The organism is Pseudomonas sp. FeN3W, assembly GCA_030263805.2.
Lineage (GTDB): Bacteria > Pseudomonadota > Gammaproteobacteria > Pseudomonadales > Pseudomonadaceae > Stutzerimonas > Stutzerimonas stutzeri_G.
The window spans coordinates 4,808,171-4,830,466 of record CP136010.1; the positions used below are offsets into that span (position 1 = coordinate 4,808,171).

Sequence of the window (22,296 nt, forward strand, 5' to 3'; positions counted from 1 at the left end):
GGCCAGTAATGGTCTGTCCCTACCCGACTTTTTTGTCTCTAATTCCCCTTCGGATATTTCGTATGAAAACCGCACAAGAGTTCCGTGCCGGCCAGGTGGCCATCATCAACGGCGCACCCTGGGTCATCCAGAAAGCCGAGTTCAACAAGTCCGGCCGTAACAGTGCCGTGGTCAAGATGAAGTTGAAGAACCTGCTCAACGGTTCGGCTACCGAGACCGTTTACAAGGCTGACGACAAGCTGGAGCCGGTCATCCTCGAGCGCAAGGAAGTGACCTATTCCTACTTCGCCGACCCGCTGTACGTGTTCATGGACGACGAGTTCAACCAGTACGAAATCGAAAAAGACGACCTGGAAGGTGTAATGACCTTCATCGAAGACGGCATGACCGACATCTGCGAAGCCGTTTTCTACAACGACAAGGTGATCTCCGTCGAACTGCCGACCACCATCGTTCGCGAAATCGTTTACACCGAGCCGTCCGTACGTGGCGATACTTCCGGCAAGGTCATGAAGACCGCCCGCCTGAAGAACGGTGCCGAGCTGCAGGTTTCCGCGTTCTGCGAAATCGGCGACTCGATCGAAATCGACACCCGCACCGGCGAGTACAAGTCCCGCGTCAAGGCCTGATAGGCCACGCAGACTGCTCGAAAAAGAAACCCGGCCTGGCGCCGGGTTTTTTTATGTCCTTTCACTTGTCGATCGGTGCGCGACAAGTGTCGCGCACCGTGACCGGCAGCCTGCGGCTTCTACCTCGCCATTAGTTGGGCCGCAGTTGCTTCAGGGTTTCCGCGATCATGAACGCCATTTCCAGCGACTGATCGGCGTTTAACCGCGGGTCGCACTGGGTGTGATAGCGATCGCTGAGGCTGGCTTCGGTGATCGGCCGCGAACCGCCGATGCATTCGGTGACGTTCTGGCCGGTCATCTCGATATGAATCCCGCCGGGGTAGCTGCCCTCGGCACGATGCACATCGAAGAACTGACGCACTTCGGCGAGCACCTTTTCGAAGTCCCGCGTCTTGTAACCGCTGGACGCCTTGATGGTGTTGCCATGCATCGGGTCGGAACTCCAGAGCACATGGCGACCTTCGTTCTGCACCGCACGCACCAGTCGCGGCAGACCGGCTTCGACCTTGTCGGCGCCCATGCGCACGATCAGGTTCAGGCGACCGGGGTCGTTCTGCGGGTTGAGGATGTCGATCAGGCGGATCAGCTCCTCGCTGTCCATGCTCGGGCCGACCTTCACGCCGATGGGATTGCCCACTCCGCGCAGGAATTCGACATGCGCGCCGTCGAGCTGTCGGGTGCGGTCACCGATCCACAGCATGTGCGCGGAGCAGTCGTACCAGCCGCCGCTGAGGCTGTCCTGGCGGACGAAAGCCTGCTCGTAGTTCAGCAACAGTGCCTCGTGAGCTGTGAAAAAGCTGGTCTCGCGCAACTGTGGCGCGCCATCCAGGCCGCATGCGCGCATGAATTTCAGCGTTTCGTCGATGCGTGCGCCGAGCTGGTGGTACTTCTCAGCCAGCAGGGAGTTGGCGATGAAGTCCAGGTTCCACTGATGCACCTGGTGCAGGTCGGCGAAGCCGCCCTGGGCGAATGCGCGTAGCAGGTTCAGGCTGGAGGTGGACTGATGGTAGGCCTGCAGCAGACGCTCCGGGTCCGGCACGCGACTTTGCGCGTTGAAGTCGATGCCATTGACGATATCGCCCCGGTAAGCCGGCAGCGTCACGCCATCGACGGTTTCGTCACCGGCCGAGCGGGGCTTGGCGAACTGGCCGGCCATGCGCCCTACCTTGACCACCGGACAGCCGGCCGCGAAGGTCATGACGATCGCCATCTGCAGCAGCACCTTGAAGGTGTCGCGAATCTTGGTGGCCGAGAATTCGGCGAAACTCTCGGCGCAATCGCCGCCCTGCAACAGGAACGCGCGGCCCTGGGTCACCTCGGCGAACTGCCGTCTTAGCTCCCGTGCTTCGCCGGCGAAGACCAGCGGTGGCAAGCCGGCCAGGGTGCGTTCAACGCGCGAGAGGTGTTCGGCATCCGGGTATTCGGGCTGCTGCTGGATCGGCTTGCTTCTCCAGCTATCGGGGCTCCAGGCGTCGTTCATGATCGTTCCAACTGATAAAAGTGCGGCGATTTTACCTGAAGCGCCCGGGCCCCGGAGATAGCGATGGCCTATGGGGCTGCGTAAGATGCGTTCGCCGACACGCTGGTGATCGGATAGCTGCGGAGCACATTGATGGACAAAGAGGAACGCCTGCTCGCCGAAGTGCATGACGCTTTCGGGCTGATTCGCGTACTCGAGGTGGGCGACTACCGTTTTCTCGAGTTTGGCGCGGCGGTCGAACAGAGCTGCGTATTCACCGCCGATCCTGCCTGGCTCGAATACGATTACACCCGCGCGATGCTTCTCGGTGGGCTTTGTCATGCAGAGCCGGAAACCGCACTGTTTCTAGGGCTTGGTGCCGGCAACCTGACCCAGGCCTGTCTGCAGTTCCTGCCGCTGGAGGACGTCGAGGTCATCGAGCTGCGGCCGGCGGTGCCGGAGCTTGCGATGCAGTACCTCGGCTTGCAGAACGACTCGCGGCTGTATATCCGCATCGGCGATGCCACCGAGTTGCTGGATACCGCCGAGAGTTCCGATCTGATCTTCGTCGACCTGTACAACGATGCAGGCCCGGATGCCGCGCATCTGGCCTGGTCGTTCCTCAAGCGCTGTCAGGAAAAACTCAATCCGGGCGGCTGGCTGATCATCAATCAGTGGGGCACCGATGACGACCGCCCATTGGGCGCGGCGCTGCTGCGTGGCCTCTATCATCGGCATTACTGGGAGTGCCCCGTGAAGGAGGGCAACGTGGTGCTGCTGGTGCCAGCGGATCTCGATCAGCAGCTGGACATGACCGGGCTGCGCCAGCGCGCTGAAGCGTTGGCGCCGCGCCTGGGCTATTCGCTGGATTCGTTGATTGCGGCGCTGCGTCCCGCGAGCTAACCCTGCACCGAACGGGTGCGTCGGCGGTATTGAAGGTTTGTGGCTGTTCCATATCGGTGCGTACTGACCGGAGCCGTCCCGCACCGGAAATCGCGACGCGCGGCTCCATCGCGGGGCCTCACTCGTCCCACTCAATATCTGGGGCTCACGAAGCAAGCAGTTCATCAATGCTGGAGCGCTGTGTCTCGCCGCGCTGATGAGCAAACGTAACGGCATGGCTGGTCTGCTAATTGCAAAACGCCAGCATGTTTTGTCGGCAGTAAGGAATCGCCCGTGCCTCATCTTCAAAGCAATCTGATGCATCTGTCCGCTAGCGAGCGCCATTGGCTTCCGTGGTCAGGGCCAACCGGCAAGCTGGCGATGCGCTGGTCGTGCTGGTTGAATCGTGGCGTGTATCCCGCGGTGGAGCAGGTGTTCGAGGGCGTTGCGCAGTCACGGGTGCGCATCCTGCAGAACTGGGTCGCCAGTCACTGGGTTCATCTTGCGGACCTGGCTGCCAACCTGGGCGAAGCCGTTTGCCACGTCGCTAGCGATGTGCTGGAGGGGAAACGGGCACAGCTGCCGGATATTTCCGAGCTGTTCGTCATCGACCCGCAAGGCAGCGTGCTGGCATCCACCTGCGCGGTTCATGTCGGGCAACAGGATCTCGATGGCAGAGCGGTGGCGCGCGGGCTGAGCGAGCCGTTCCTGCATGGGCCTTACCGTGATCCGCTGACCCAGCGCCTGGGCGCGAGCACGTCGCGCTTCCATGATGCGGTCACCCTGATGTTCTATCAGCCGGTGCATGTTGGCGGTAAGTGTCTCGGCTGCATCTGCGCGCGGGTGCCCAACGATGTGATCGGTGACCTCATCCAGCGCGAGGCCGGCCACGTCTACCCGGAATCCGGTGACAACTACCTGTTCATGGTGGAGTCGCGGTTCGACAGCAGCGTCCAGGCTGGCACGGCGTTGTCACGCTCGCGCTTCGAAGATGCCACCTTTAGCCACGGCGAGAACCTGAAAAGTGGTGTGCACACGCGCTGGGGAACGGTGCGCGTGCAGCAGCATACCGAGCTGGAATTGCGCTTTATCGATCCGGCCACCGGCCAGTTGCATCCGGGGGTGCGGGAGACGATCGCCAAGGGTGCCAACCTGTTCGTCACCTATCCCGGCTACTCGGACTACCGCCATATTCCGGTCATTGGCAAGGGCGTTACCTTTCAGCTGCAAGGCTCGGCAGACCGGTGGGGGATGATGTGCGAGGCGGATCTGGAGGAGGTCTATCGTCGCCGTTCGCTGAGTGTCGGGCTGATGAAGACGTATCTGCTCACGGTGACCACGCTGTTCGCCATCGGCAGTTTGCTGCAGGAGTTCAGCGGTCTGCCCACCACCGTGCTGCATCTGGTCAACGGATTGCTGCTTCTGCTGGGGGCCTGGGCGTTCGCGTCCTTCGGGCCGCGACGGCTGGCTGCGCGCATGCAGGAGATGACCGAGGTGATTCGCACCCTGGCTGAGGGCGAGGGCAATTTGCGCCAAAGGCTCGACAGCAGCACCATGCAGCGCGACGAGAGCGGCGACATGGGGCGCTGGATCAACAGTTTCATCGACAGTCTGGACGGTGTGGTTGGCCAGGTAATCCAAGTCTCGAAGCATGTCCGCCAGGACAACGAGCTGATGCTCGAGCGCAGCGGCGAGGCGGGGCAGACCACCAACGACGTGGCCGAATCGATCCATCAGTTGTTACTGCTGGTGGAAGAGCAGCTTGGCGAAATTCAGCAGGCATCAATGACCGCCGAGCAGATGAAAGGCGCCATGGACGAGGTCATGCAGCGTGCCCGCGAGCGTTTCGACACCGTGCGTAACGGTACCGAATCGATCCGTGACGTCGTGCAGCGCTCGGCTCAGAGTGTTCAGCTGCTCGACAGCCGCATGAGCGAGATCGATGAGATCGTTGGGCTGATCAGCGACATCACCACCCAGACCAATCTGCTGGCGCTGAACGCGGCAATCGAAGCGGCAAGGGCAGGGGACCATGGTCGCGGCTTCGCCGTCGTCGCGGGTGAGGTCCGCTCGCTGGCGCAGCGCACGGCCAAGGCTGCCGAGGACATCCGGCACAAGGTCGAGAGCCTGCAGGCCGAGACGCGGCAGGCGGTGTCGTTCATGGAAGGGGGGGTCCAGAATGTCGACAGCAGCCTGCGTCTGACCGAGGAGGCATCGTCGGAGAACGTGCATCTGCACCAGACGGTCGAGCGCATGTTCGACATCATCAAGGGTCTGAACGAGCGTAGTCTGCATTACGGCCAGACCATCCGTGGCGTCGACCAGGCTTCCAATGAGATGGGGCAGACCCTCTGCGTGCTGCAGGACAGCGCCGAACGCGTTCGGCATACCGCTGGCAAGCTGCACCAGCTGGTCGGCCGCTTCCGTGTCAGCGCCGCCAACGGCGAGGCCGCCTGACAGCGATACTCGATGCAGGCGAGTCCGATGGCGACATTGTGCGACTTGCTGACCACCGACGCGCCCGGCATCCCCCAACCGCCGGGCGCAAAATACCCGCACAGCGTCACGTTAATCCGGTATAGTACGCGCCGGCTGAAACCCAGCCTGCGTTCAGGTACTGCAACACACGAAGCGCCGCTTCGGCTGCTGTCCGCTTCGAGCGGACTATCCTTGACGATTCATCATTCATACGTTTTCGCAACCCCGCCGACCAGGCTGCCAGGGTGACCTTCGGGTTTTGCACGGCATGCGCAGCTTCGGAACAATGGGTCTTGCGGAGCATCAGAGACAAGACCCATGACCCAGGAAATCGGCGGCTTTGCCGCACTCGGTATTCACTCCGCTGTTCTGGCTGCCATCAGCGCAGTCGGCTACGAAGAACCATCCCCCATTCAGTCCCAGGCGATCCCGGTGATCCTTGGCGGCCACGACATGATCGGTCAGGCGCAGACCGGTACCGGCAAGACCGCGGCCTTTGCGCTGCCGATCCTGTCCAAGATCGATCCCGCTCGCAAGGAAGTGCAGGCACTGATCCTCGCGCCGACTCGCGAGCTGGCCCTGCAGGTCGCCACTGCATTCGAAACCTATTCCAAGCAGATGCCTGGCCTGACCGTCGTCGCGGTCTACGGTGGCGCACCCATGGGCCCGCAGCTCAAGGCCATTCGCCAGGGCGCGCAGGTCATCGTTGCGACCCCGGGCCGTCTGGTTGACCACCTGAGCCGCAACAGTGGCCTGCTGTCGACCATCCGCTTCCTGGTACTCGACGAAGCGGACGAGATGCTCAAGCTGGGCTTTATGGACGACCTCGAAGTGATCTTCGAAGCAATGCCGGAGAGCCGTCAGACTGTTCTGTTCTCCGCTACGCTGCCGCACTCCATTCGCGCGATTGCCGAAAAGCACCTGCGTGAGCCGCAGCACATCAAGATCGCTGCCAAGACCCAGACCGTCGCTCGTATCGAGCAGGCACACCTGATGGTCCATGCCGATCAGAAGATCCAGGCTGTGCTGCGCCTGCTGGAAGTCGAGGATTTCGACGCCCTGATTGCTTTCGTGCGGACCAAGCAAGCCACGCTGGATCTGGCCGCCGCGCTGGAAGCCAAGGGCTACAAGGCCGCTGCGCTGAACGGCGATATCGCCCAGAACCAGCGTGAGCGCGTTATCGAATCGCTCAAGGATGGCCGCCTGGACATCGTCGTCGCCACCGACGTCGCCGCCCGTGGCCTCGACGTGGCGCGCATTACCCACGTATTCAACGTCGACATGCCCTACGATCCGGAATCCTACGTACACCGCATCGGCCGTACCGGCCGTGCCGGTCGTGAAGGCCGTGCGCTGCTGCTGGTCACCCCGCGTGAGCGTCGCATGCTGCAGGTTATCGAGCGCGTGACCAACCAGAAGGTCGCTGAAGCCCGTCTGCCGAATGCGCAGCAGGTGTTGGACGCCCGCATCAAGAAACTCACTAACAGCCTCGCTCCGCTGGTTGCCGATGCCGAAGCCACCCATGGCGAGTTGCTCGACAAGCTGGTCGCCGACATCGGTTGCAGCCCACGTGCTCTGGCCGCTGCGCTGTTGCGCAAGGCCACCAATGGTCAGGCTCTGACCCTGGCCGAGGTGGAAAGAGAGCAACCGTTGGTTCCGACCAGCAGCCCGCGTGAGCGCACCGAGCGTTCGGATCGTCCTGAGCGTAGTGATGATCGCGAGCGTCGCGCTCCGGTCCCGCTGGCCGAAGGCCGCGCCCGCTGCCGTACGCCGCTTGGAGCGCGTGACGGCATCGCTGCCCGCAACCTGCTCGGCGCCATCCTCAACGAAGGCGGCCTGGCCCGCGAAGCCATCGGCCGCATCCAGGTGCGCGACAGCTTCAGCCTGGTCGAGCTTCCGGAAGACGGTCTCGAACGCTTGCTTGGCAAACTCAAGGACACCCGCGTCGGTGGCAAGCAGCTCAAGCTGCGTCGCTATCGCGAGGATTGATCGGTAGCTGGTTAAACGAAAGGCGGGCTTATTAGCCCGCCTTTTTTATTGCCCAAAGAAAGATCACCTCGGCTCTCGCTTCTCATCGATCACGCCGAGGACTGGTTCACTCATCCGCCCTTTGCATTCCGTGTCGTGCTCCGATAAACAAAGCACTCCTTGTCGTCAATCCCGCTCGGGCTGTTCAAACTCTGAACAACATGCTACAAACGACCGCAATCCGAATGATCTAGCCGCTTGAAAACGAAGGGAAAACCATGACCAAGTCGGAGTTGATCGAGCGAATCGTCACCCAGCAGGGGCTGCTTTCGTCGAAGGATGTCGAGCTGGCCATCAAGACCATGCTTGAGCAGATGGCTCAGGCGCTGGCCACTGGCGACCGGATCGAGATCCGCGGCTTTGGTAGCTTTTCCCTGCACTACCGCGCCCCCCGCGTAGGCCGCAATCCCAAGACCGGCCAATCCGTCAGCCTTGACGGAAAATTCGTCCCGCATTTCAAGCCAGGGAAGGAGCTGCGGGATCGGGTGAATGACGAGGAATAAATTTCCTGCAGCGTCGTTAATGTGGATTTATATCTCTGCCGGGCCCATCGCAGAGCGCCATCTCAAGTATCAAATGCACGAATGCGCTTAAGCTGAGTCGAGCCTCACGGTGTTGAAGGTGAAAGCTTAGTGTCGTGCACCCTCGTCCTGCATGCTCAGCAGCTGCTTTTCACGGTTCCAGTCGAACGGTTCGTCGTTCTGCTCGGCTTCGTAGCGGCGCTCTTCGAGTTGCTGGAAGACGGCAATCTCGTCATCCGGCATGAAGTGCAGGCAGTCGCCGCCGAAGTACCACAGTAAATCGCGCGGGACCAGATGGGCGATCTGGGGATAGCGGTGGAAGACCTGGCAGATCAGGTCCTGGCCCATGTGGCGCTCTTCCGGGACGTTCTGCAGGTTCATGATCAGCTCGTCGAAGCGCTCGAGGAACAGTGCGTGGCTTTCTTCTGAGAGCTGTTCGGCCTCGCCCATGGCGAGCAGGATGCCGCGCAGATGGGCCAGCAGGGCCAGGTTGTGATCGTGGTATGGATTGGCCATGTGTTCACCTGTGTCGGTTTTCTGAAAGGCGCGATTATAGGCGTGCGCGCCGGTGAATTGGGGTGTCTGGTTGACTCGCTTATAGCTCGCAGGTTCGGTTTTTCGGATGAGGCGATGGTTGGCTCGTCGGCTTGCCAGCGCTGAAAAACGGGGTCGTCTATCGCTTTGCCGACAGCGCGACGTACTAGCTTGGCTCGATCTCGCCGGGCTGGGCTGGAATGCTGATCAAGCTGAGCAGGTAGCCTTCGAAGGTAGTGAACTGGCCGCCAAGCTCGATGCCGTTGCGCCAGTTTGCGGACAGATCGATCAACAAACGCAGGCGCGCCACGCCTTGACGAGTGGCGTCCAGCACTTCGGCATCCTGGAAGTAGAAACGTTGCTTCACCAGTGGATACAGCGCTTTGAACAGGCTTTCCTTTAACGAGAAGGTTCGGGTGACCAATTCGGCGCGCTCGTCTTCGTTTAGCTGAGAGTAGCGCTCCAGTTCACGGGGCGTGAGGATTTCGGCGGCCAGGCGGTCGGCTCGTTCGGGGGCAAGAATGCGCTCGATATCCAGTCCCAGTCCGCTCCATTGCTGACTGGAACCCACCACGACGCCTGCCCAGCCTGCGCCGTGGGTAATGGAACCAACGATGCCTGCCGGCCATTGCGGTGCGCGGTCTTCACCCACTGGCGGCACGAATGCAGTGCCGGTCAGGCCTCGCAGGGCCTCCCGAGCGCACAAGCGTCCAGCGAGAAACTCTGCCTGCCGCTTGCTGACGCCTTTCTGTGCGGGAATCTCCCAGCGGCCAAAATCCTCAGGATCGAGCAATGCCGGGTCGAAGCGTGTGCTCATCAGGCTGACACCCGCCAAGGCTTGCGGTAGCGGCCAGTGGTCGGTGAGTGGCGTGCAGCAGCGTGGGTAGGAAGGCAGATCGTTCATGGTCGCTATTCTGCCTCAAGGCTGGCGGTGAATGTCATCGCGCTGCGGCGGACGCGCCGTACTTCGCCCCGCGAATTACCCGTTGCTCAGCGCGCTGTTTCACCGGCATCGGTCCCGTTCCAGGTTGATGCTTGGCATCTGGACTGCTTCCCGCCGTCCCCCGCAGGGAGAGGGTGTGCAAATCAACTGCACGCCATCGTCGCTAACGGCCGCAGCTCCGCTTCAGGAAGAATAAACCGTACCAAGGCTATGGTTATTTTTTCACGCACTACTCGCTATGCCTTCTGGGTGCCTGCTAGGGTTGAGCGCATCACCTGGACGGAGAAAGCGATGTTCGAATCAGCCGAAATTGGTCACTCCATCGACAAGGAGACCTACGATGCGGCGGTGCCAGAGTTGCGTGAAGCGCTGCTGCAGGCGCAGTACCGGCTCAAGGCCCAGGCGCGGTTCCCGGTGCTGATACTAATCAACGGTATTGAGGGTGCCGGCAAGGGGGAAACCATCAAGCTGCTCAACGAGTGGATGGATCCGCGGCTGATACGTGTCGACAGCTTCGATGTGCCCAGCGACGAAGAGCTCGCGCATCCACCGGCATGGCGTTTCTGGCGACGCCTGCCGCCGAAGGGCCACACCGGGATTTTCTTCGGCAACTGGTACAGCAAGATGCTCGAGGACCGTGTGCACGGGCGCATCGATGGTGCCGAGCTGAAACTCGCCACCGCGCGGGCGCAGCGCCTGGAGCGGATGCTCTGTGACGAGGGCGCGCTGATCTTCAAGTTCTGGTTCCATCTGTCCAAGGAGCGTATGAACGCCCGGCTCGATTCGCTGAAGAATGACCCGCTGCACAGCTGGCGCATCAGCCCGTTGGATTGGCAACAGTCGAAGACTTACGACAAGTTCGTGCGCCACGGTGAGAAGATCCTGCGGCTCAGCAGCCGGGATTTTGCGCCCTGGTATGTGATCGAGGGTGCGGACGAGCGTTATCGCAGCCTGACCGTCGGCCGCATTTTGCTCGAAGGTCTGCAGGCCGCCCTGGCCGCCGCGGAGCAGCCGGGGCAGGCGGCGTCGCAGCCGCATTCGGCGCCGCTGCAGATCGATCTGGATCATTTGAGCCTGCTGGACAGCCTGGATCTGAGCCAGAAGCTCACCAAGGACGACTACCAGCAGCAGCTCGCCGAGGAGCAGGCGCGGTTGTCGCAGTTGTTGCGGGATCGCCGTCTGCGCAAGCGGGGCGTGCTGGCGTTGTTCGAGGGTCATGATGCGGCGGGCAAGGGGAGTGCGATTCGTCGCGTGACTGGCGCGCTCGACCCGCGGATGTACCGGACCATACAGATCGCCGCGCCCTCCGAGGAAGAGCGCGCGCAGCCCTGGCTTTGGCGCTTCTGGCGCAATGTGCCGGAGCGCGGCAAGTTCACCATATTCGATCGCTCCTGGTATGGCCGCGTACTGGTCGAGCGGGTGGAAGGTTTCTGCACCCCGGATGAGTGGTTGCGTGCCTATTCGGAAATCAACGACTTCGAAGAGCAACTGGTCGATGCCGATATCGTGGTGGTGAAGTTCTGGCTGACCATCGACAAGAAAACCCAGCTCAAGCGTTTCAAGGAGCGTGAGGAGACGGTCTTCAAGCGCTTCAAGATCACCGATGAGGACTGGCGCAACCGCGAGCGCTGGGACGACTACGGACATGCTGTAGCCGATATGGTCGATCGCACCAGTACCGAAATCGCACCCTGGACGTTGGTGGAGGCCAACGACAAGCGCTTCGCCAGGGTCAAGGTGCTGCGGACGTTGAATGAAGCGCTGGAGGCGGCGATCGAGAAGGGACGTTAACCGGGGCGGGTTGCCAGGCTGTTGCTTATGGGGTCGACGGTGTCCTGTGACCGGGAAGCCGCCGCAGGGTTGGTCGCGCGAATCGATCTGCAGCGAGGTTGCCTTGCACCCTATATACGAGCCTGAAAAGCCTACCCAAGCGCGCTATCCGGCCGGCGAGGCGATGGCCGTGCATATCCGAGCTGAATGGTCGTCGCCAGTGCTGCGAGGCGCGAACTATGCTCGGGTCACCGTCCACCCCGCGGTCGTGGAACAAACCGTGCGCGCAGCGCCGTCACAACATCCCCGCGACCGCGCCTAGTCTCCGAGGTATGTCATGCGTGAAGTAGTGATCGTCGATAGCGTACGGACCGGCCTGGCCAAGTCCTTCCGTGGCAAGTTCAACATGACCCGTCCTGACGACATGGCCGCGCATTGCGTTGATGCGTTGCTGTCGCGCAATGATCTCGACCCCGCACTCGTCGAGGATTGCATCGTCGGTGCTGGCTCCAATGAGGGCGCCCAGGGCTACAACATCGGTCGCAACGTCGCGGTGCTGTCCCGTCTGGGCATCGGCTGCGCCGGCATGACGCTTAATCGCTACTGTTCATCGGGCCTGCAGGCCATCGCTGTCGCGGCCAACCAGATTGCCTCCGGTTGCAGCGACATCATCGTCGCCGGCGGGGTGGAGTCGATCACCCTGACCCTGAAGAGCCGCAACACCGATCACCTGTTCAACCCGATCATCCAGGAGCGTGTGCCGGGCATCTACCACACCATGGGCCAGACGGCCGAACTGGTGGCACGCCGTTACAACGTGACTCGCGAGCAGCAGGATCTCTACTCGCTGCAGAGCCAGCAGCGTACTGCGCGTGCGCAGGCCGATGGGCTGTTCAGCGATGAAATCGTGCCGATGAATGTCCAGTACTACACCGAGGACAAGAACACCGGCGAGCGCACCGTGCATCAGGGTGTGGTCGAGGGAGATGATTGCAACCGCCCGGACACCACGCTGGAAAGCCTGGCCGGGCTCAAGCCCGTGTTCGCTGAAGACGGCTCGGTTACCGCCGGTAATGCCTCGCAGCTGTCCGATGGCGCGTCCATGACGCTGGTGATGAGCCTGGACAAGGCCATCGAACTTGGCCTCAAGCCGCGCGCCTTTTTCCGTGGATTCACCGTGGCAGGCTGTGAGCCGGAGGAGATGGGCATCGGGCCGGTATACGCCGTGCCGCGTCTGCTCAAGGCCAAGGGGCTGCAGATCGACGACATCGACCTGTGGGAACTCAACGAGGCCTTTGCATCGCAATGTCTGTATTGCCGCGACACGCTTGGCATCGACAACGAGAAATACAACGTCAATGGCGGATCGATCTCGATCGGGCACCCGTTCGGTATGACCGGTTCGCGTACCGCCGGGCATATCGTCCGTGAGCTGCAGCGGCGCAACCTGCGTTATGGCGTGGTGACCATGTGTGTCGGTGGCGGTATGGGGGCTGCCGGCCTGTTCGAAGCCGTGCGCTAACAGCTTGGTGATACCGTCTTGAGACGGGCCTGCTACGAAGCCGTAGCAAGCCCGTTTTCTTTTGGCCCGCGATAAAGCCGAGCCGTGCTATCGAGCCTGATCGGCTGGCCGCACAAGGGCTTGTATCTGACAGGCGTCTGGTAGTTGTCAGATGCATAGCATGGGCACAAAAAAGCCGCAGAGATCGATTGACTCTGCGGCTTTTTTTAAGTGATCGTCAGACGATCACGCAGTGCGGCTTAGCGGTTGATGTTGTATTCCGCTGCGGCACCGATGCCAACAACGTTAGCCGACGGCAGCAGCTGGCTGATGAAACGGTTCCAGCGAGTGATGTTGGCCGGACCGACGAACACGACGTCCTGCGGCTGCAGCGGGAAGTGTTTGGCCAGGGCAAGGGCGGTCGGCGACTCGGCGTTCAGCTGAAAGACCTTGGCCGGCTCGGTCATCATGTCTTCAGCACCGCGAATCACGTACAGCGCCTCACCATCGGCAGTCTCCTGACGAATGCCGCCTGCGGTGCCGATCGCGTCCATCAGGTTCATGCTGGTGGCTTTGAACGACAGCGCTTGTGGCAGGTTGACCTCGCCCAGCACGTAGATCTTGCGCTGGTCGTTGTACGGGAGGTGCAGCTGGTCGCCGTCCTTCAGGTAAACCTGGTGCAGCCACGAGTCCGGGCGGTTCAGCGAATCCATGTCAAGCATGTACTCACGACCGTCGCGCTTGAGCGTCAGACCGGTGAGGTCCGCGGTTTCGGTATCCACACCGGCTTGACCGATAGCCTGGGTGATGGTCATCGGAGCGGTGGTCACCGGGACTTCGCCGGCGGTGTCGAATGCACCGGATACGACGACGCGCTGGCTGCCGAAGCGCAGGATGGATACATCGACCTGCGGACTGTCGATGTAGTTGGTCAGGCGACGCGCAATCAGGGCACGCAGTTCTTCTATGGTCTTGCCCGCGGCTTCGATGTTGCCGATGTACGGGTAGAACAGGGTGCCATCGGGGCGTACCAGACGACCGTTGGCATCCAGCTGCTGCTGCGGGCCGGACGGCGCGGTCAGCTCCGGGTGGTCCCAGACGGTAATGTAGAGCAGGTCGTTGGCGCCGATGCGGTAGGCGCCGGGCTTGTAGTTGAGCAGTTCCTGCTTGCTGGAGGTGCCCGCGTCAGAGGCGAGGTGACCCTTGAGCATTTCGGGGGTGATGCGGATCAGCTGAACGGTGCCGTGCTCGGCTTCGGCGCCTTCCTTGAACTCATCGGGATCGAGGTATTGGCCGGGAGCGAACGCACAGCCCTGCAATACCAGGGCGGAAGTAAAAGCTAGAGCGATAAATGGTTTCATGGGTTGTTCATCCTTGACGGAGTGGTTGTTGTTCAAAGAGTGAGACGGCTTGATTCACTTTTCTGCCTGAGGCGTTTGAGTATTTTTTTCGCCTTTCCAAGAGGACCGGAGTCATCACTCCACACTCCTCAGCGACCAAACTGGATCGGTAGCCAAAGTTTCTCTCCTTCCTGAATTGTTCATCTCCAGCAGCTATCTATTCAGCTACGTAGACGCGTTTTTATTTCCCTCCTGGTTGTAAAGTCAGCGGCTGTTTGGTTGGGCAGGTTTAATTCCTAAGTTCTTCACATACGGCTGCTGCGTTACCACCGAGGCGGGATGGCGCTCATGGTTAGTTAGATGTTGAATTGCCATCCTGTCACGCTCACACAGAAGGGATAGACCGTCTCGATTTCGCTGGGTTCACCGTCGTTCAGTGCAATTGCGCCCAATTTTTCGATCATTGGGATTAGCTGTCCTGTTTCGCCGGCTTGGCCTTCTGCACGCGGTAGTTTTTTTCCCGCATGAATGCCGGAACTATGAACATCGCGTCATGTGCGTAGCGCTTAACCAGCCTTTTGGGTTCGGAAAGCATGCGATGCAACCATTCGAGTTTGCAGTTCTGCATCCACACCGGGGCCCGTTTAATACTGCCGGTAGCAAACGAAATGGATGCGCCGATACAAAAGCCCATACCGGTCCGTTCGTGACTTTCGATGGAACTGGCAAGTATTTCCTGGCGCGGCGCGCCGACTGCGTAGAGCACTAGTTCGGACGGGTTTTCCCGAACGAACTGCAATGCCCGTTGCACTTCATCCGGACGATTGATGAAGCCCATCGGTGGATTGTGGTGATAGAGCGTGATTCCGGGGTAGATCGCGCGCAGTTTGACGCATTCCTCTTCGGTCGCCCCGATCAGGACGATGCGCAGGCGCTCGCGGTCTGCCCATTCCAGCAGGTCGACGGTAAGGTCGCTGCCCGGAATCACTTCTTCGATCTGTACACCGAGGCGCTGCAGCAGTGGCTGCAGGATTCGGCTGTCGCACAGGCGCAGGCGAGCCTTGGCGTAAGCCTCACGCAGTGCAGGGTTATCCTGCAGTTGCGCTAGGTGGTCGACATTGGGGGTCACCACGAACGAGTAGGGCTGCTTGACCCCCTCGCGAATGCAGTTCAGCAGCGTCGCCTTGCTGCCGGTATAGAAATTCACACCGAACGCGTGGTTAGTCTCGTTAGACACTCATCGTTACTCCCTTGAAGGCGCCCTTGATGCCGGACCAGGCGAGGCTGGGGTGGTTGAACTCCTTGATGACGGTGATCGCCGACAGGAAACAGGCCGACGCGAAGGCAAAACCCTGGCCGTAGAAGCGCTTGTTGAATCGGGTGGCGGCGCGATTGCGGTAGTAGTGATAGAAGGCCGAGCGGCCGCCCGAGCTCAGCGAGCCGTAGTGGAAGAGCCGGCTGCTCGGCACGACGCGGATCGCAACGCCTTTCTTCTTCGCCTGGAACTGCCAGTCGACTTCCTCGGAATACATGAAGTACGCCTCGTCCATCAGGCCGATGCGATCGACCAGTTTGGCCGAGAACGCCAGGCTGCAGCCCATCAGGTAATCCGGCTGCTCGCTGGTATTTGCCATGGCTTCGAGGGTCTGGTCCTTGCCCAGCAGCTTGGCCTTGCCCAGCAGCGGGTAGAGTTTGCCGCCGCCGTAGCATTCCAGGCGCCCGGTGTCGGCGCTGAGGATGACCGAGCCGACGAATTGGCGATCGTTCTCCTTCAGCGCATCGAGCAACGGTGTAAAGGCATCACTGTCGACATAGGTGTCGTTGTTGACGATCCAGAAAGTGGTCACTGGCAGATTGTCCAGCGCCCAACGCAGGCCGTAGTTGTTGCCACCGGCGTAGCCGTTGTTCTCCGGGTTGGCGAGAACGGTAACGTTGTGGCGCGGCTGCGCTTCCAGCCACTGGTTGAATGCCACCACGGAACCATCCTGGGAGTCATTGTCGATGACCACCACATGGTTGAGAGTCGGGCAATGAGCGAGCAAGCTCTCAACGCAACTGATGGTTTCAGTAGCTGCCTTGTAGTTGAGGATAAGCGCGACGTTCATGGATGGGTTCCTGGCGGCGAAGGTGACGGGCCCTGAGGGCGTGAATGACGAACAGCAATGCGAAAACCGGTTGGCCGTATTCGAAGAATCCGTTGAGCGGCCAGATGACGAAGAAGGCCAGCATCGTCGAGTAGATGAAGGTCATGTCGGTGGCAATGTTCTTAGCGATGCGGTGATAGACGAACAGTGTCATCGGGACGATGAGGAAGGTCAGAAAGCCGAAGCGGAACAGCGTTCCGATGATTCCGACATCTGACAGGAAGAAGTGCTCGCCGAAGTACGGGATGAAGCCGTCCTGCCACATCAGCGAAAGCGAGCCGCTGGGCAGCCAGTTGACCTGATCCAGATGGTCGAAGATCAGAGAAATGGTGACCGAGCGGGCGCCGTCTTCCACGCCTTCCAGCGTGCTGTCGTAGAACTCCGTGTTGAGCCCGAGAATTTCCAGCAGGCTCGGGTAGAAATAGAAAGGCGACAGCAGAATCGATAGCGAAGCCGCCCAGATGACGGCCTTGGCACGCAGACAGAACAGGGTGAAGGCCAGGCACAGGACGATCAGCTGGCGCGTCTGGGTTGCAAACACCAGGGTCAGCAGCAGTAGGGCGGCGATCACTAGATAGAAGGTCTTGTTCCGCGCGGCCCCGTTGATCGGCGAGGCGCCCTTCGACCAGATCTGGATGCAGTAGAAGTACGCCAGGCAGATCAGGTACGGACCGATTGATGATCGATCCGGGCGGTCATCCGAGCGCACTTCCGGGCGCATGTCGGGGATCACACCGAACTTGAAGCACCAGGAGAAGAACGCGGCGGCCAAGGCTGCATAGAGCAGGGCGCGTTCGAACTGCAGGGTGCTGACGCGCTTGCCGAGGAACAACAGCGGCGCAAAGCCCAGGCAGAACAGCACGCGGCGCTCTTCGATGAGCCCGAACACGATCGGTTGGCCGTAGGTGAAATAGGCGAAAACCGCCGGCATCAAGAGAAAAACGACCGTGCTGTACAGGCAGTAGTACATCAGGATGCGAAATTCACGCGGAGCGTTTTCCGCCGATGCCAGCAACAGCAGAATGGTGAACACGATGCTGACTGCCAGGTACAGCTCGTTCAGCCCCTTGATGCCGTAGGGGTTGTGCGGGCTGTCACCAAACACCGAGAAGTGCAGTATCAGTGCCAGTATCAGCAACGGAAAAAAGAAGAAGCGTGAACTGAAATTCGTCATCAACCTGAGTCCTTAGGTATTGGTTCCTTGAGCGCCACAGCCTTTCAAGCTGTTTCCAGCGCCCGCTTCTTGATCTTCTTGCGCCGCACCAAGAGACCGGTGAACGCCTTGAAGCTCTGGTAGAACCCGATCTCCTTTACCCCTTTGCCAAGCTCGAAGCCTTTGTACGTAGGGGTCTTGAGCAACAGCAGCTTCATCGCCAGCAGCCGCGGCAGGATCGTCGTGCGGCGGTAGTACTGGAACGGCTGAATGGAGAAGATGCCGCCCGTATCGAAAGCCTCGGCTTTGACAACGCCAGCAGCCTCCGCGTTGCGAAAAAGTTCGCGACCTTTTGCGGTGCGTACCAGAATCAGCGAATTGCCCTCGCGCTCCTCGAAGGAGGGGTAGCCCTTTTCATCGCCTTCCCAGCCATCGGCGCAGACGATGTCGGCGAATTCGCCAATGCCGTCCGGGCAGATCTTGCAGCGGGTTTGCAGGTGGCGGTTGAGCACCTTTCCCCAGGAATCGTTGTAGGTCATGGTGCGTTCGTCGCCATTCTTCAGCGTGGCCTTGGTCAGCCCCGGCCAGCCGTCGCCGCGGTAGCGGAAGGCGGTGACGTCGCTGCGTTTTACCTCCAGCTTGTCCAGCACCTGCTCGGTGCCCTGCAGGCTCGGCGTGCCGGCGCACATGAAGGAGACGATGTAGGGAATGTTCTCCTTTAGCCGCGGGTTGTGCTGCTGCATCTGGCGCACGGCGGCGACGTCGCACGGCTTGCCGATGAAAAGGTACTTCTCGGTGGACATGGCCACCCACCTCAGCGCTTCGCCCGGGCTGGCCGGCGCGTAGCGAGAGCCGGAAGAGGCGATGACGTTCTGCCGCGAGCGGCTGATGGTGGCGACGTTCTCCAGCGGATCGGTCTGCGAAGCCTGGATCTGGATCACGCCATCGACCAGCTTGTTCTCCAGGCAATACTGCGCCAGCGCCGAGATCACGCCGCCGGACGAGCCAGCCTGACGGATCTCGTTATCAGCGGCGTAGCCTTTGAGAGTGTCGAGGATCTCGCCCCATATCGGGTGGTAGTTCTCCGACTTGTACGGGCGAATATCCAGATTCAGCGCCGGGCAGGACTTGGCGAAAGCGGCGCTGGTCTGCGCGTTGGCCACCGGCTTGTTCTGGTACTGGCTGTTGAGGACCGGACGGTGATAGCCATCGCCAGTCAGACGAATCTTGATAGCGTCGTCGTCTGCGACCGAGCTGCACATGCCACAGCCGCTGCACAAGTCGTTGTTCAGCACGCGATTCAATGAAGCTTTCATACCTGCCTTCCCTTGAGCGGCCGGTCGAGCGCGATGCGCGACCGGCAGTATTTAACGAGTTCGGTCATGCCGGCTGGCGCCGCTTGCGATAGATGTTGAACACCGCATAACCGTAGATAAGCGTCAGGACGACCATGCCCAGAGTGGACACCCAGGGAGCCGCCTGTATCCCGTGCGAGGGGATGAAAATCCAGTAACAGAGCACCGTGATCACGCCCGAGGCGATGATTCCGAAGGTGCGTAGGAAGCCTGTGCCCATCGCCATCAGCTGTACGCCAAGGCCGGCGGCGATGAAGCGTGCCGCGGTGAAGCAGGCGAAGGCCAGCCAGAGGGTGTTCAGCTCGGCGTACTCGGCGCCGAGGAAGTAGTCGGTGAACAGCGGCCCGATGAAGAAGAACGCCAGGGCAAACACCAGTCCCATGCCCGCGTATTCGCCGAGGATGCGCAGGCCATAGCGGGCCAGCCCGGCGGCCTTGTTGTGCAGCTGGTAGGCGAAACGAGGGATGTGCACGCTGGCCAGCAGCACGCTGAACGGCACCGCGCCCTGGATCAGGCGCGAGCCTGCGAAGTAGATGCCTGCGGCTTCGCGCCCGGCGAGGTGGTTGACGAGGATGACGTCCAGCTGGGCGAAGATGTTGGTCGCACCGCTGTCCACCGCGAAGCTGGTGGAAGACCTGAAGCGCTCGGCCAGCACCTTCCAGGAGTTGCGCAGGATGCCGCCCAGTTCGAGGATCTTCGACAGCGCGCGCAGGGCGAAAGTCGCGTAGATCAGACGTGACACCAGAAAGGCGGCGCCGATGGCCAGCACATCGTTGCGCAGCAGGATCGCCGCGCCGATCAGGACGAAATGCACCAGTGCCGTCGCAGCCACGATCTTCGTCTCGCGATGGAACTGGCCAATGCTGCGAAACACCGTCAGGCCAAGGTCGCCATAGGAGGAGGCAATCGTGCCGAGCAGGAACAGCACTGCGGCGAAGCGCTCGGTGGTGTGCAGATCGAGGACGAACAGAATGATCGGCAGCAGCACGATGCAGGCCGGCAGTACCAGTACGGACTTCGCCGCCAGGCTGGCGGACATGATCTCGCCCGCGCGATGGCGCTCGGCGCCGATGTCGCGCAAGGCGCGCATGCCGAAGCCGTAGTCGGTCACCAGGGCGACGATGGTCGACCAGGTGATCACGATCGAAATGAAGCCGAAGTCTCTCGGCCCCAGCGTTCGCGCGAGGATCAGCAGGGTGCCGAGCTGCACGGCGGTGCGGGCCGCCGTGGTAACCCCCATCAGGGCGTGATCGCGCATGGTTATCTCTGATACGCGGCCTGAGGCTGGTGCAGGGTGGAGAGGATCTGCTCCAGCGCCACGCCGTAGGCGTCTAGCTTGCGGCGGATGATCGCGCCGCTGGCGGCAACTTCGGCCTTGAGCTGTTCACGGTTGTCCAGATGCGCGAGAACCAGCTCCAGTGCGCTCTCGGTGTCCTCGGTCTTGAGGTCCACCACGCGGTGGTAGTCGAGCGACTGATAGAGCCCGGCGAACTTGCGGCTGTAGGCCAGCGGCACGACCGGCACACCGGCGGAAAACGCACCGATGGTCGCGTGCATGCGCGCGCCGACGAAGAAGTCCATGCCGCTGATGTAGGACTTGGCCTCGATCGGCCCCTTGAAGCGCGGCGCCAGCTTGAGCTCGGGATACTGCTGCTGCAGTTGCTGGGACACGGTGTAGTCGTCTTCGGCGGGGAAGCCGATCGGGATCACGTGGGGCACCAGGTGCACTTCGTGGTCGCGATCGAGCAGCGTGCGGATCAGGCGGTCCGTCAGTACCTTGTAATCGGCACGCAGGCCGAACTGATTGGCGGTGCCTTCGTATCCGCCGTGATGCAGCAGCGCCGACACGCTGAGGCCGACAGCCAGCTTGCTTGGGTCGCGCTGTTCGCTCTGGCGCTCGAAGGGCAGGGCGAAGGCGACGTCGATGACTTCGTCGCGATTGGGAATGTTCAGCTGCTTGAGCACGTCGAACGACTGGTGATCGCGGGCGAAGACCATGGTGCTCTTCTTCATCGCCCAGGCCGAAGCCTTGGTGCCCCAGTCCGACTTGAACGGGCCGATGGTCTGCGGCGAGAGGATCAGCGGAACGCGACCGCCCAGGGCCATGCCTTTGCTGACCAGCAGCTTGATCAGGCGCTTGGCACCATAGATGTCGGAAAAGCTGTCGCCTTCGCCGATATCGAATACCGCGTCACAGGAGCTGATCGCCTGGTACAGGCCGTGGGGATTCTTCAGCAGCGCCTTCTCGTTGAACTCGATGAATTCGTACTTGAAACGCTCGGTGGACGGCGGGTAGTCGCAGGGGCCGGACGAACCGATGATCAGGAACTCCGGGGTGATCCCGCATTTACGCGCGGCCTCGTCGATCAGCAGCATGTTGGAAATGCTCAGGGCGCCGACCCCGAGGTTGCCGGAAGAGAACGAGTGCCATAGCAGTCCGAATTTCATGTTCGAGTCACTCCAGAATCAGTCAGCGTTGTGCGCGGGTGTAGGGCCAATGGCAGTGCAGTCGTTCGCCAGGTGTTTGCGCATGAGCTCCATCTGAGGACGGTCCTCGCCCTTGCGTGGCTCGATTGCAAGCTTGTAGGTGCCCCAGCCGGGGCCGCCCGCCCAGTAGGCGCTGGGTACGCAGTTGTCGTTGAGGTAGGCGAGCAGGTTGTCCATGGCGACCGCTGCTTCGGGCAGGTCGTCGGGAATGCCGTATTCGCCGAGGAAGCCTTGCTGGCCGTGTTTCTTCAGCCATTCGATGAAGGGGCGCGCGCGCTCGACGCCGATCATCGGATCGATATCGCGGCTGGTCTGTTCCATGTATTTGCCGGAAAAGTCCTGGTCGAAATACAGGTGCGCTTCGTAGACGATGCGCCCGGCCGGGTCGTTGATCAGGAAGTTGGCATTCACCTGCGGCCAGTGATACGCACTGGACCAGCGTTCGCCCTCGACGAAGATCAGCGTCTGGTCATCGACTTCGCGAATCGCATCGACCGCCGCCTGCGCAGCGCCTGGCCAGAGGCCGACGGTGCCGTGGGGCTCGTTCATGATGTCGTAGCCGAGCAGGCCGCGGTGACCCTTGAAGCGCTTGGCCAGCTCGCGCCACACCGATGCGTAGGCTTCGTAAGGCACCTTGCTCGAGCCGATGAGTTCGCCGTGGTAACGACCATAGTTGTGCATGTCCAGAATGACCTTCTGGCCATTCATCGCGGCCAGATCCAGGGTCTTCTTCAACAACCGGATCTGGTCGAAGTTCAATCCGTCATCGAGCGAGTGTTGAACCCGCTCCCAGATGAAGGGAAAGCGGATCAGACGGATGCCCTGATCGGCGTAGTACTTGAAGTGTTTTTTTTCCGGATAGAAGTAGTTCGTGCCGTGCTTGCCCGGCGTTACGTGCGGGGCGAATCCGGCGCCGGAGATATTGACCCCGAGTAGGGCGAGGCCCTTGTCACTGGTTGGCCAATCGGCGGCGCTCACGCCGACTGCGGCCAGTGTGGCGACCAGTGCCACGGCTAGTCGTGTCAGGCGTTGTGCTGGCCGGTTGGGGTGTCTGGTCATCGCTAACACCTAT

At 61.1% G+C, this 22,296-nt stretch carries 18 protein-coding genes; 7 read left to right on the plus strand and 11 right to left on the minus strand.

The genetic code is table 11. From position 1 onward, the window contains the following. The first annotated feature begins 62 nt into the window (after positions 1–62). Positions 63–629, plus strand: coding sequence for an elongation factor P (gene efp / locus P5704_022780; protein WOF78783.1), 567 nt, complete (start codon positions 63–65; stop codon positions 627–629). A gap of 130 nt (positions 630–759) precedes the next feature. Here efp and P5704_022785 read toward each other — a convergent pair whose 3' ends face one another. Then, entirely contained in the window at positions 760–2,109 is a 1,350-nt protein-coding gene (locus tag P5704_022785) for a 3-deoxy-7-phosphoheptulonate synthase class II (protein WOF78784.1), read from the minus strand. A gap of 132 nt (positions 2,110–2,241) precedes the next feature. On the opposite strand from P5704_022785, the gene P5704_022790 reads away from it, so the two are divergent. The 4 genes from P5704_022790 to ihfB all read left to right on the plus strand — a co-directional run bounded on the left by P5704_022790 (position 2,242) and on the right by ihfB (position 7,979). Further along, positions 2,242–2,991 carry a spermidine synthase gene (locus tag P5704_022790; protein WOF78785.1) on the plus strand — a complete coding sequence of 250 codons (750 nt, stop codon included), beginning with the start codon at positions 2,242–2,244 and terminating at the stop codon, positions 2,989–2,991. Positions 2,992–3,264: 273 nt separating this feature from the next. Further along, the gene (locus P5704_022795) at positions 3,265–5,427 is read left to right on the plus strand and encodes a methyl-accepting chemotaxis protein (GenBank protein ID WOF78786.1); all 2,163 of its coding nucleotides are present in this window, start codon (positions 3,265–3,267) and stop codon (positions 5,425–5,427) included. Between the two features lie 339 nt (positions 5,428–5,766). Then, the gene (locus tag P5704_022800) at positions 5,767–7,437 is read left to right on the plus strand and encodes a DEAD/DEAH box helicase (GenBank protein WOF78787.1); all 1,671 of its coding nucleotides are present in this window, start codon (positions 5,767–5,769) and stop codon (positions 7,435–7,437) included. 257 nt (positions 7,438–7,694) lie between these two features. Then, the gene (gene ihfB, locus P5704_022805) at positions 7,695–7,979 is read left to right on the plus strand and encodes an integration host factor subunit beta (protein ID WOF78788.1); all 285 of its coding nucleotides are present in this window, start codon (positions 7,695–7,697) and stop codon (positions 7,977–7,979) included. 126 nt (positions 7,980–8,105) lie between these two features. Here the strand turns inward: ihfB and P5704_022810 are convergent, their stop codons facing one another. After that, positions 8,106–8,513: a PA2817 family protein gene (locus P5704_022810; GenBank protein ID WOF78789.1), complete on the minus strand. Its 408-nt coding sequence runs from the start codon at positions 8,511–8,513 to the stop codon at positions 8,106–8,108. A 184-nt stretch (positions 8,514–8,697) separates the two neighbouring features. Then, on the minus strand, positions 8,698–9,435 hold the full coding sequence (locus P5704_022815) for a 4'-phosphopantetheinyl transferase superfamily protein (GenBank protein ID WOF78790.1): 738 nt from the start codon (positions 9,433–9,435) through the stop codon (positions 8,698–8,700). A 330-nt stretch (positions 9,436–9,765) separates the two neighbouring features. On the opposite strand from P5704_022815, the gene pap reads away from it, so the two are divergent. Continuing rightward, positions 9,766–11,265: a polyphosphate:AMP phosphotransferase gene (gene pap, locus P5704_022820; protein WOF78791.1), complete on the plus strand. Its 1,500-nt coding sequence runs from the start codon at positions 9,766–9,768 to the stop codon at positions 11,263–11,265. Positions 11,266–11,581: 316 nt separating this feature from the next. Continuing rightward, a complete protein-coding gene (locus tag P5704_022825) occupies positions 11,582–12,766 on the plus strand; it encodes a thiolase family protein (protein WOF78792.1) in 1,185 nt (394 codons plus the stop codon). A gap of 239 nt (positions 12,767–13,005) precedes the next feature. Here the strand turns inward: P5704_022825 and P5704_022830 are convergent, their stop codons facing one another. The 8 genes from P5704_022830 to P5704_022865 all read right to left on the minus strand — a co-directional run bounded on the left by P5704_022830 (position 13,006) and on the right by P5704_022865 (position 22,283). Then, the gene (locus P5704_022830) at positions 13,006–14,106 is read right to left on the minus strand and encodes a polysaccharide biosynthesis/export family protein (GenBank protein ID WOF78793.1); all 1,101 of its coding nucleotides are present in this window, start codon (positions 14,104–14,106) and stop codon (positions 13,006–13,008) included. A 448-nt stretch (positions 14,107–14,554) separates the two neighbouring features. Further along, complete coding sequence (locus P5704_022835; protein ID WOF78794.1) at positions 14,555–15,322, minus strand: WecB/TagA/CpsF family glycosyltransferase; 768 nt, start codon at positions 15,320–15,322, stop codon at positions 14,555–14,557. Next, positions 15,315–16,190, minus strand: a complete 876-nt coding sequence (locus P5704_022840; GenBank protein WOF78795.1) for a glycosyltransferase family 2 protein — start codon at positions 16,188–16,190, stop codon at positions 15,315–15,317. The genes P5704_022835 and P5704_022840 overlap by 8 nt, the downstream gene beginning before the upstream one ends. Further along, on the minus strand, positions 16,150–17,403 hold the full coding sequence (locus P5704_022845; GenBank protein ID WOF78796.1) for a hypothetical protein: 1,254 nt from the start codon (positions 17,401–17,403) through the stop codon (positions 16,150–16,152). The genes P5704_022840 and P5704_022845 overlap by 41 nt, the downstream gene beginning before the upstream one ends. 44 nt (positions 17,404–17,447) lie before the next feature. Continuing rightward, the gene (locus tag P5704_022850) at positions 17,448–18,698 is read right to left on the minus strand and encodes a Coenzyme F420 hydrogenase/dehydrogenase, beta subunit C-terminal domain (protein ID WOF78797.1); all 1,251 of its coding nucleotides are present in this window, start codon (positions 18,696–18,698) and stop codon (positions 17,448–17,450) included. Between the two features lie 64 nt (positions 18,699–18,762). After that, positions 18,763–19,995 (minus strand): oligosaccharide flippase family protein, encoded by a 1,233-nt coding sequence (locus P5704_022855; protein WOF78798.1) that lies wholly within the window; start codon positions 19,993–19,995, stop codon positions 18,763–18,765. 2 nt (positions 19,996–19,997) lie between these two features. After that, positions 19,998–21,185, minus strand: coding sequence for a polysaccharide pyruvyl transferase family protein (locus P5704_022860; protein WOF78799.1), 1,188 nt, complete (start codon positions 21,183–21,185; stop codon positions 19,998–20,000). 18 nt (positions 21,186–21,203) lie between these two features. Beyond that, positions 21,204–22,283, minus strand: a complete 1,080-nt coding sequence (locus P5704_022865) for a glycoside hydrolase family 5 protein (protein WOF78800.1) — start codon at positions 22,281–22,283, stop codon at positions 21,204–21,206. Between the last annotated feature and the right edge of the window lie 13 nt (positions 22,284–22,296).

Coding starts and splice junctions, on each gene's coding strand:
- P5704_022855 (WOF78798.1), bottom strand. CDS start 19,995: ATGCGCGATCACGCCCTGATGGGGGTTACCACGGCGGCCCGCACCGCC.
- P5704_022840 (WOF78795.1), bottom strand. CDS start 16,190: ATGAACGTCGCGCTTATCCTCAACTACAAGGCAGCTACTGAAACCATC.
- P5704_022865 (WOF78800.1), bottom strand. CDS start 22,283: ATGACCAGACACCCCAACCGGCCAGCACAACGCCTGACACGACTAGCC.
- P5704_022815 (WOF78790.1), bottom strand. CDS start 9,435: ATGAACGATCTGCCTTCCTACCCACGCTGCTGCACGCCACTCACCGAC.
- P5704_022845 (WOF78796.1), bottom strand. CDS start 17,403: ATGACGAATTTCAGTTCACGCTTCTTCTTTTTTCCGTTGCTGATACTG.
- pap (WOF78791.1), top strand. CDS start 9,766: ATGTTCGAATCAGCCGAAATTGGTCACTCCATCGACAAGGAGACCTAC.
- ihfB (WOF78788.1), top strand. CDS start 7,695: ATGACCAAGTCGGAGTTGATCGAGCGAATCGTCACCCAGCAGGGGCTG.
- P5704_022860 (WOF78799.1), bottom strand. CDS start 21,185: ATGAAATTCGGACTGCTATGGCACTCGTTCTCTTCCGGCAACCTCGGG.
- P5704_022850 (WOF78797.1), bottom strand. CDS start 18,698: ATGAAAGCTTCATTGAATCGCGTGCTGAACAACGACTTGTGCAGCGGC.
- P5704_022785 (WOF78784.1), bottom strand. CDS start 2,109: ATGAACGACGCCTGGAGCCCCGATAGCTGGAGAAGCAAGCCGATCCAG.
- P5704_022830 (WOF78793.1), bottom strand. CDS start 14,106: ATGAAACCATTTATCGCTCTAGCTTTTACTTCCGCCCTGGTATTGCAG.
- P5704_022825 (WOF78792.1), top strand. CDS start 11,582: ATGCGTGAAGTAGTGATCGTCGATAGCGTACGGACCGGCCTGGCCAAG.
- P5704_022810 (WOF78789.1), bottom strand. CDS start 8,513: ATGGCCAATCCATACCACGATCACAACCTGGCCCTGCTGGCCCATCTG.
- efp (WOF78783.1), top strand. CDS start 63: ATGAAAACCGCACAAGAGTTCCGTGCCGGCCAGGTGGCCATCATCAAC.
- P5704_022800 (WOF78787.1), top strand. CDS start 5,767: ATGACCCAGGAAATCGGCGGCTTTGCCGCACTCGGTATTCACTCCGCT.
- P5704_022790 (WOF78785.1), top strand. CDS start 2,242: ATGGACAAAGAGGAACGCCTGCTCGCCGAAGTGCATGACGCTTTCGGG.